9 protein-coding genes and 1 riboswitch are annotated in these 8,821 nt (G+C 68.1%); of the genes, 5 read left to right on the forward strand and 4 right to left on the reverse strand.

Annotated features, from left to right (window positions below):
- Nucleotides 1-10: 10 nt before the first annotated feature.
- The 4 genes from bhcD to bhcA are packed head-to-tail and all read right to left on the reverse strand — an operon-like array spanning nucleotide 11 to nucleotide 4,309.
- On the reverse strand, nucleotides 11-976 hold the full coding sequence (gene bhcD / locus TW83_RS14500) for an iminosuccinate reductase BhcD (protein WP_045983495.1): 966 nt from the start codon (nucleotides 974-976) through the stop codon (nucleotides 11-13).
- 17 nt (nucleotides 977-993) lie between these two features.
- A complete protein-coding gene (gene bhcC / locus TW83_RS14505; protein ID WP_045983487.1) occupies nucleotides 994-2,157 on the reverse strand; it encodes a 3-hydroxy-D-aspartate aldolase BhcC in 1,164 nt (387 codons plus the stop codon).
- Nucleotides 2,154-3,119, reverse strand: coding sequence for a beta-hydroxyaspartate dehydratase BhcB (gene bhcB / locus TW83_RS14510; RefSeq protein ID WP_045983488.1), 966 nt, complete (start codon nucleotides 3,117-3,119; stop codon nucleotides 2,154-2,156). The genes bhcC and bhcB overlap by 4 nt, the downstream gene beginning before the upstream one ends.
- The gene (gene bhcA / locus TW83_RS14515) at nucleotides 3,119-4,309 is read right to left on the reverse strand and encodes an L-aspartate--glyoxylate aminotransferase BhcA (RefSeq protein ID WP_045983489.1); all 1,191 of its coding nucleotides are present in this window, start codon (nucleotides 4,307-4,309) and stop codon (nucleotides 3,119-3,121) included. Before bhcA ends, bhcB begins: the two co-directional genes overlap by 1 nt.
- 197 nt (nucleotides 4,310-4,506) lie before the next feature.
- Here bhcA and bhcR point away from each other — a divergent pair, with 197 nt between their 5' ends.
- The 5 genes from bhcR to TW83_RS14535 form a co-directional block, all read left to right on the forward strand.
- Nucleotides 4,507-5,328, forward strand: a complete 822-nt coding sequence (gene bhcR, locus TW83_RS14520) for an HTH-type transcriptional regulator BhcR (RefSeq protein WP_045983490.1) — start codon at nucleotides 4,507-4,509, stop codon at nucleotides 5,326-5,328.
- A gap of 62 nt (nucleotides 5,329-5,390) precedes the next feature.
- Nucleotides 5,391-5,578: riboswitch (cobalamin riboswitch) on the forward strand.
- A gap of 132 nt (nucleotides 5,579-5,710) precedes the next feature.
- Nucleotides 5,711-6,313, forward strand: a complete 603-nt coding sequence (locus TW83_RS22100; RefSeq protein ID WP_239441374.1) for a TonB-dependent receptor plug domain-containing protein — start codon at nucleotides 5,711-5,713, stop codon at nucleotides 6,311-6,313.
- A gap of 78 nt (nucleotides 6,314-6,391) precedes the next feature.
- Entirely contained in the window at nucleotides 6,392-7,603 is a 1,212-nt protein-coding gene (locus TW83_RS22105) for a TonB-dependent receptor (RefSeq protein WP_255352800.1), read from the forward strand.
- On the forward strand, nucleotides 7,600-8,403 hold the full coding sequence (locus TW83_RS14530; RefSeq protein ID WP_239441379.1) for an ABC transporter substrate-binding protein: 804 nt from the start codon (nucleotides 7,600-7,602) through the stop codon (nucleotides 8,401-8,403). Before TW83_RS22105 ends, TW83_RS14530 begins: the two co-directional genes overlap by 4 nt.
- Nucleotides 8,400-8,821 (forward strand): iron chelate uptake ABC transporter family permease subunit (locus TW83_RS14535; protein WP_045983491.1); only part of this gene is annotated, 422 nt, incomplete at its 3' end. The genes TW83_RS14530 and TW83_RS14535, both read left to right, overlap by 4 nt.

Genomic DNA, 8,821 nt, shown 5'->3' on the forward strand with positions numbered 1-8,821 from the left:
GGGGGTGACGCTAGATCTGGACCGCGATGGCGATCCCGCGTTCGACCGCCAGATCGACCGCGGCGGATGCGACTGCCAGGTCCTGCAGTCCCACCCCGGTGCCGTCGAACAGGGTGATCTGGTCGTCGGACACCCGGCCTGGACGGTCGCCGTTGATCACCGCACCGATCTGGGTGATGTCGTCCGGTGCGATCAGTCCTTGGGCCACGGCGTGCTGGGCCTCTCCGATGGTGACGGACTGGGCGACCTCGTCGGTAAAGACCGACGCCTTGCCCAGCAATGCGGCCTCGACCTCCTGCTTGCCCTTGGTGTCGGTGCCCATGCAGGCCAGGTGCGTGCCGGGCCGGACCTGGGCGGCCTGCAGGATGGGCGCGAATGACGAGGTGATGGTGATGATCACGTCCGCCTGCGCGCCCAGCTGATCCAGGTCGACCGCCTGGAACGGGATGCCGCGTTCATCGGCGACCTTGGCCAACCGATCCAGGTCGGCGGGGTTCAGGTTCCAGCCGACGACCCTGTCGAAGTCCCGCTGATCCAGCGCGGCGCGCAGCTGGAAGGTCGACTGATGCCCCGCCCCGATCATGCCCAGCACCCGCGCATCCGGCCGCGCCAGGTGACGGATCGACACCGCCGAGGCCGCCGCCGTGCGCAGCGCGGTCAGCAGGTTGCCGCCCACCACGGCCCGGCACCGCCCGGTATCGGCGTCGAACAGGAAGATCGTCGACTGGTGGTTCGTCAGGCCCCTGTCGGCGTTCCGCGGCCAGAACCCGCCCGATTTTAGCCCAAGCGCCAGCGATTCCCGGTCGAACCCCGACTTGAACCCGTACAGCGCATTGGCATGGCCGATCGCCTCACGGATGACTGGAAAGTTGTAGGCCGTGTCCCGCGCCATCGCGGCAAAGACCTGTTCGACCGCCGCAAAGCAGTCCTGGGCCGAGATCAGGTCCGCGATCAGGTGTTCGGGAACGATCAGCAGGGGGGATTGCGTCTGCATCAATAGGCCTTTCCGCGGGCAGAGACCGGCCAGACGACCTCGACCTTGCCGCCCCGGACGCCCACGTACCAGTCGTGGACGTTGCAGGTCGGATCGCAATGACCGGGGATCAGGCGCAGCTTGTCGTTGACGGCCAGCACACCGTCCGGGTCCTCGACCACGCCGTGTTCGTCGGAACACTTGATGTATTTCACGTCCGTGCGGCCGTGGATGACGGGCAGGCCGCTGTCCACCGACTGTGCCTTGAGGCCGGCATCGACCACCGCCAGACGCGGCTTGGCGTGGCTCATGACGCTGGTCAGGATGAACAGCGCGTTTTCCCATTCACCCTGGTCGATGCGGGTGCCGTCCCGGTCCAGGATGCGCCCGTAATCGGCATCCATGAAGGCATAGCTGCCGCATTGCAGCTCGTTGAAGACGCCCGAGTTGGATTCGAAGTAATAGGACCCCGTGCCCCCGCCCGACACCAGTTCGGGCGTCAGGCCGATCGCGGTCAGCGCCTCGACCGCCTCGCGGACCTGGGCGATGGCCGCGTCCAGCTTGGCCTTGCGGTCGTCAAAGCTGTCCATGTGCTGCATGGCGCCCTGATAGCCCTGGATGCCGGTGAATTTCAGGCCGGGGGCGGCGTCGATGGCCTGGGCGATCTGCACCACCGCCTCGGTCGTCCTGACCCCGCAGCGGCCGGCACCGCAGTCGATCTCGACAAAGCATTCCAGCGTGGTGCCGTGGCGCTGCGCCGCCGCCGACAGTTCGGCCACGTTGGCGATGTCGTCGACGCAGACGATGATCCGGCTGCCCCGCAAGGGCAGGCGCGCCAGGCGGTCGATCTTGGCCGGGTCGCGGACCTGGTTCGACACCAGCACGTCGCGGATGCCGCCGCGCACGAACACCTCGGCCTCGGACACCTTCTGGCAGCAGACGCCGACCGCGCCGCCCAACCGCTCCTGCAGCTTCAGGACGTCGACCGACTTGTGCATCTTGCCATGCGCCCGGTGGCGCATGCCGTGGGCGCGGGCGTAATCTCCCATCTTGCGGATGTTGCGTTCCAGTGCGTCCAGATCAAGGATCAGGCAGGGGGTCTGGATGTCGGCCTCGTCCATCCCCGGCAGGGCGGGAATGTCGTATCCGACCTCGAGGCCTGCGAATTCTGCGTGGGCGTTCATTGGGCATCTCCGTTGGTCCAGGGCAGGCGGTCCAGATCGACATTGCCGCCGGTGATGATGACGCCGATGCGCTGGCCGGCAAAGACGTCGCGGTTCTTCAGGATGGTCGCCAACGGCACCGCGCTGGAGGGTTCGGCCACGATCTTCAGCCGTTTCCAGATCAGCTGCATCGCGGCGATGATCTCATCCTCGGACGCGGTCAGGATGTCGGTGACGTAGTTGCGGACGAAATGCCAGGTCATGTCCTTGAGCGGCACCTTGAGCCCGTCAGCCACGGTCACGGGCGCGTCGTCTGCGATGATGTGGCCGGCGCGAAAGCTGCGTGCCGCGTCGTCCGCCTGTTCGGGTTCGGCCGCATAGATGCGTGTGGCGGGGGCCAGCGCGGACAGGGTCAGGCAGGTGCCCGACACCATGCCGCCGCCGCCGATGGGGGCGATGACCGCGTCCAGGCCGGGGATCTGCTCCAGCATCTCGGCCGAGCAGGTGGCCTGTCCGGCGATCACCCGCGGGTCGTTGTAGGGATGCACGAATTCTGCCCCCGTCTCGGCCACGACCTGGGCAAAGACCGCCTCGCGCGAACTGGTCGAGGGTTCGCATTCCACAACGCGCGCGCCATAGCCGCGCACCGCGTCCTTCTTCGCCTGCGGGGCGGTGCGGGGCATGACGACCGTGCAGGGAATGCCGCGTCGTCCCGCGGCATAGGACAGGCAGGTGCCGTGATTGCCGCTGGAGTGGGTGGCGACGCCGCGCGCGGCCTGGGCATCCGACAGGCCAAAGACCGCGTTGCTGGCGCCGCGCGCCTTGAAGGCGCCGGCCTTCTGCAGGTTCTCGCACTTGAAGAACAGCTGCGCGCCCGTCAGCTCGTCCAGCATCCGGCTGGTCAGGACGGGGGTGACGTGGACATGCGGGCGGATGCGGTCGCGGGCCGCCAGCATGTCGTCCAGGGTCGGGATCGCGTCCATCACGCAGCCTGCCTGCAGGCCTGGCCCGCGCTGTGCCGGTAATGCGCTTGGGCGGCGGCGACGCCGGAGCCCAGGGTGATGGGCAGGCCCAGATCGACCATCACCATCTCTGCCGTGGCCAGCCCCGACAGGGCCATCACGTCGGTCAGCATCCCCAGATGCCCGATGCGGAAGACCTTGCCCGCGACATCGCCCAAGCCCGTGCCGAAGGCCACGCCATAGGTGTTCAGCGCATGGCTGACGATGCGGTTGGCGTCGAACCCGTCCGGCGTGCGGATCGCGCTGACGCTGTCGGAATACAGCGCGGGTCGCGCGGCGCACAGGGTCATGCCCCATGCCGCGACGGCCTGGCGGACGCCTTCGGCGATGCGGTGATGGCGGGCAAAGACGTTCTCCAGCCCCTCGTCCAGCAGCATGTCGGTGGCAACCTTCAGCCCGTTCAGCAGGCCGACGGGCGGCGTATAGGGAAAGCCGTTCGCGGCATAGCCCCGCGCCATGTCGCGGATGTCGAAGAAGGTGCGCGGCAGGCCCGCGCCCTCGACCGCGGTCATCGCCTTGGGCGAAAAGCCGACGATCGCCAGGCCGGGGGGCAGCATGAAGCCCTTCTGCGACCCGGTAACGGCGACATCGACGCCCCATTCGTCCATCCGGAAGTCATAACAGGCGATGGAGCTGACCCCGTCCACGAACAGCATCGCGGGATGGCCCGCCCGGTCCAGCGCGCGGCGGACCGCGGCGATGTCCGACCGGACGCCGGTGGCGGTTTCGTTATGCGTGGCCAGGACCGCCTTGATGCGATGGGCCGTGTCGGCGGTCAGGATCTCCTCGAACCGGTCGGTGGGGATGCCTTCGCCCCAGGACTGGTCCACGACCTGGACGTCCAGGCCGTGCCGCTGGCACATATCGATCCAGCGGTGGCTGAACATGCCGTTGCGCGTGGCCAGAACCGCGTCGCCCGCCGACAGCGTGTTGGTGATCGCCGTCTCCCACCCGCCGGTGCCGGTGGAGGGGAACACGAAGACCTGCGCCTGCGTCGATTTCAGGACCTTTTTGACCCCCTCCAGCGCGGGATGCAGGATCTTTCCGAACATCGGGCTGCGATGGTCGATTGTGGGCATGTCGACGGCCTTGCGAAGCACCTCGGGGATGTTCGTCGGGCCGGGAATGAAGATCGGGTTCTGGGTGCTCACGGTCGGCTTCTCCTTGATGCGACAAGGTGTAGCACGGGTCCGCAAACCAGTAAATTTTTTTGAAATCGTTTTTCGGAAATCTGGTTTAATGCAGGTTTCGCAGCGAAATCATGGGCGCGTGATTTTTTCATTGCCGGAAAACGGCTTTCATGAAATTATTTTTTTGTGGTGTTACAGACGGAAGGGGCGTGATTCCGATGCAGCAGCCGGTGCGCAAGCGGGGACGGCCAAAAGGTGGCAAGGCTGATCAGCCCGCCGCCAGCATCCAGGCCCTGGACCGCGGGCTGGACGTGCTGGAGGCCCTGGCCGCACATGAGGGGATCACCCTGACCGGGCTGTCCACGCATCTGGACCAGTCGCCCGCCACCATGCACCGCGTCCTGGCCACCCTGGAACACCGTCGCTATGTCGAGAACAATCCCGACCGGCAGGAGTGGTTCATCGGCCCCGAGGCGTTCCGCCTTGGTTCGGCCTTCCTGCGCCGCACCAACATCGTCGAACGCAGCCGTGCAGTGATGCGCGACCTGATGGCCCTGACCGGAGAGACGGCCAACCTGGGCATCGAACGCGACGGCGACGTGCTGTTTGTCAGCCAGGGCGAGACGCATCAGACGATCCGCGCGTTTTTCCCGCCCGGCACCCGGTCTCCGCTGCACGCATCGGGAATCGGCAAGGCGCTGCTGGCGGCGTTCGATCAGACGCGGCTGGCGGTGTTCCTGCGCGACGCGACCTTCACCCGGTTTACGGACAAGACCATCGCCGACGCGGACGCGCTGCAGGCAGACATCGCCCTGATCCGCCATCGCGGCTTTGCCTTTGACGACGAGGAGCGCACCTTGGGGATGCGCTGTGTCGCGGCCTCCATCGTTAACAGCTATGGCGAGGCGGTGGCCGGGGTGTCGGTGTCGGGCCCCACGAACCGCATGACCGATGCCGCCGTCGACCGCATCGGCGGCATGGTCGCCACCGCGGCGGAACGGATTTCGGCCGGTCTGGGATCGGGCCGGGGCGGGCGGTGACCGCCTTTTGCCGGGCGTGGAACGGGTGGGCGAATCCCGTTGACAGCTCCGGGGCCTCTGCGCCACAAGGGCGCCGCTACGGTTCCGGCCTGCATGCCGGATCAAAAGGGAACGCCGGTGCCAATCCGGGGCTGCCCCCGCAACTGTAAGCGGAGAGCGATGGCCGATCATGCCACTGGAGCGATCCGGGAAGGCCGGCCAAGGCATCGACCCGCAAGCCAGGAGACCTGCCGCAGCACTCACCCATTTCCGGCGCGGGGCGTGCCAGGAAAGCGGCTGATCCGCAGTGGTGACAGTCACCGTCCTGCCGCGACCCACCGGGTCCGTGTGCCGGACATTTCTGTTTGCCGCAGGCCGTGCCTGCCTTGAAAGGTCCGTGCCGATGCGCCGTCCGATCTGTCTTCTGGCGACGCTTGTCGCCCTTCCCGTGACCGCCGCCGCGCAAGGTGCGGCACCAGGGGAACCCATCCTGCTGGACGAGATCGTGCTGACCGCCGGCATCACGCCCGTGGCCCAGGACGGCTATGCCCGCGCCCACACCGTCCTGACCGCGACCGAGATCGAGGATCGCGGCATCGCCACCGTCCAGGACGCCCTGCGCGCGCTACCCGGCGTGTCGGTCAGCGGCAGCGGCGCCAGCATCGCACAGGTCCGCATCCGCGGCGCCGAGGCGAACCACACCCTGATCCTGATCGACGGCATCGAGGCGGCGGGGGGCGAGGACGAATACGTGCTGACCGGGCTGGAGACCACCGACATCGACCGGATCGAGGTGCTGCGCGGGCCGCAATCGGTGTTCTATGGATCGAACGCGTCGGCGGGGGTGATCAACATCATCACGCGCGACGCGCCCCAGGGCCTGTCCTATGGCGGCTCGGTCGAGGCCGGGAACGGCGGGGCGGCGTCGGTCCATGTCAGCCGTCGCGGGGAGCGGGGCGGGCTGCGGCTGTCGCTGTCGGCGCGCGACGATCTGGGCTATGACTAGTCGGGCGATGGCGGCGGCAAGGACGGGATCAACCGCAAGACCGCCGTCCTGTCCGGCGACGTCCTGGCCACCGACGATTTGCGCCTTGGGGTGGCGCTGCGCCAGTCCACCGAGGATTACGGCTTTGACGCCGAGAACTTTGCCGCGACCGATGCCGAAAGCTATCTGGTCGATGCCGACCTGTTCGGCCGCCGCGACGAGTTTCAGGGCGGGGTCTGGGCGGAACATACCGCGTTGGACGGCCGCCTGGTCCAGCGCCTGGACTATCAGCACAGCATCACCCGGCAGAGCCAGGACAACAGCCCGTTCCGGCGCGGCCAGACCGAAAAGCTGAAATACCGCGCCAGCCTGGGGTTGGACGGGTCGGCCGCCGATGCCTCGCAGCTGCTGAACCTCTTGGCGGAACATCAGCGCGACAGCAACTCGACTGCGCCGGGGCAGTCCCGGGAGATGTCGTCGGTCGCGCTGGAATACCGCGCGATGCTGGCCAGCGGACTGGATGTCCAGGCCGGGCTGCGCCACGACGCGAACCGCGTCTTTGCCGATTTCACCAGCTGGAACCTGGGCCTGTCTTGGCAGATGCCCGACCGTCCGTTCCGCCTGCACGCATCCGCCGGGACGGGGCTGGTGAACCCGTCCTATTTCGAGCTGTATGCCGATGCCGGCTTCTTCGGCACCGTCTATCAGGGCAATCCCGACCTGCGCCCGGAAAAGAACAGCGGCTTTGACCTGGGGGTCGAGGCGCAGCTGCCGGACGGTCGCGGGACCATCGACGTCACCTATTTCAACGAGACGCTGGAGGACGAGATCACCGACTATCTTGTCGGCATTGAGGATGGCGTGGCGTTCTATTCCTATCGCAACCAGTCCGGCGAAAGCCCCCGCCAAGGGGTCGAGGTCGCGGCCCGCATTCTGGCGACAGACAGTCTGACCCTGGGGGCCAGCTATACCTATCTGGACGCGGAAAATCCCGATGGCAGCGTCAAGACCCGTCGCCCCCGGCACGAGGCCGGCCTGAGCGCGACACTGTCGGTCCTGGACGGGCGCGGGTCGGTCACGGGCGATCTGCGCCATGTGGCGGGCACCTTCGACACCCAGTTCTGGGGCGGGTTCGAGACGCGCGAACTGCCGTCCTATACCGTGGTCAACCTTGCCGCGGGCTATGACCTGACGCCGAACGTGCGGGCAACGGCGCGGGTGGTGAACCTGTTCGACCGCGACTATTCGGATGTCTGGGGCTTTGCGAACCAGTGGCGGACCGGCACCATCGGCCTGCAGGCGCGCTGGTGATCCGCGGGCTGATCGGGCTGGCGCTGATGGCCGCCCCCGCATGGGCCGATGCGCCCGTGCGGGTGGTGTCGATCAACCTGTGCACCGATCAGCTGGCGATACTGGTGGCGGCGCCGGGACAATTGGCCTCGGTCAGCTATCTGGCGCAGGACCCGGTCTCTTCGGCCATGGCGCGCGAGGCCGAGGCCTATCCCACCAACCGCGGCCAGGCCGAGGATATCCTGGCCCTGCAGCCCGATCTGGTGCTGGCGGGCACCTATTCCTCTCCGGCGACGCTGGACATGCTGGACAGGCTGGGCCTGCGCGTAGCGACCTTCGACATGGGGACGGACCTGGACAGCATCCGCACCAACCTGCGCCTGATGGGCGACGTGCTGGGCCGACGGGACCGCGCCGACCGGATCGTGGCGCAGTTCGACCGCGACCTGGCGGCACTGCAGGCGGACCCGCGCCCCGACCGTCGGGCGGCGCTGTATGGGGCGAACGGCTACAGCGCGGGTCAGGACAGCCTGGCCGGGGCGATCCTGGCGGCGGCGGGCCTGACGAACGTTGCGACGGAACTGGGCCTGTCGCAGGGAGGCTTCGTGCCGCTGGAGGATCTGGTGATGGCCGATCCCGACCTGATCGTGACCGGCCAGCTTCAGCCCCGCGCCTCGCGCGCCGAGGAGGTGATGGACCATCCCGTCCTGCGCGCCATCACGCCGGGGCGGCAGGTCGTCACTGCGCCCGACCGGGATTGGGCCTGTGGCACGCCGCATGTCCTGCGCGCCGTGGCACAGCTGCGCCAGGTGGCGCCATGAGGCTGACGGCCGCGCTTGGCGCGCTTGTGGGCGTGCTGTTCGTGACATCGCTGATGATCGGGACCAGCTGGCAGCCGCCCGGGCCCGCGCTGGCGGCGCTGTTCGGGCGGGGCGATCCGCTGCTGGTCCTGGTCATGCAGGAACTGCGCCTGCCGCGCGCCATCCTGGGCGCGGCGGTGGGCGCATCGCTTGGGCTGGCAGGGGCCGCGATGCAGGGTTTTCTGCGCAATCCCCTGGCCGAACCGGGGCTGATCGGCACGTCGGGCACGGCGGCGCTTGGCGCGGTGCTGGCGATTCAGACCGGGCTGGCCGCGGCCTTTCCCCTGGGCCTGCCGCTGGCGGCGCTGGCCGGGGCGGCGCTGTCGGTCGGGCTGGTCATGGGGCTGGCGGGCCCGCGCGGCGGCGCGCTGGCGCTGAT

It is taken from the genome of Paracoccus sp. S4493, assembly GCF_000967735.1.
GTDB classification, from domain to species: Bacteria; Pseudomonadota; Alphaproteobacteria; order Rhodobacterales; family Rhodobacteraceae; genus Paracoccus; species Paracoccus marcusii.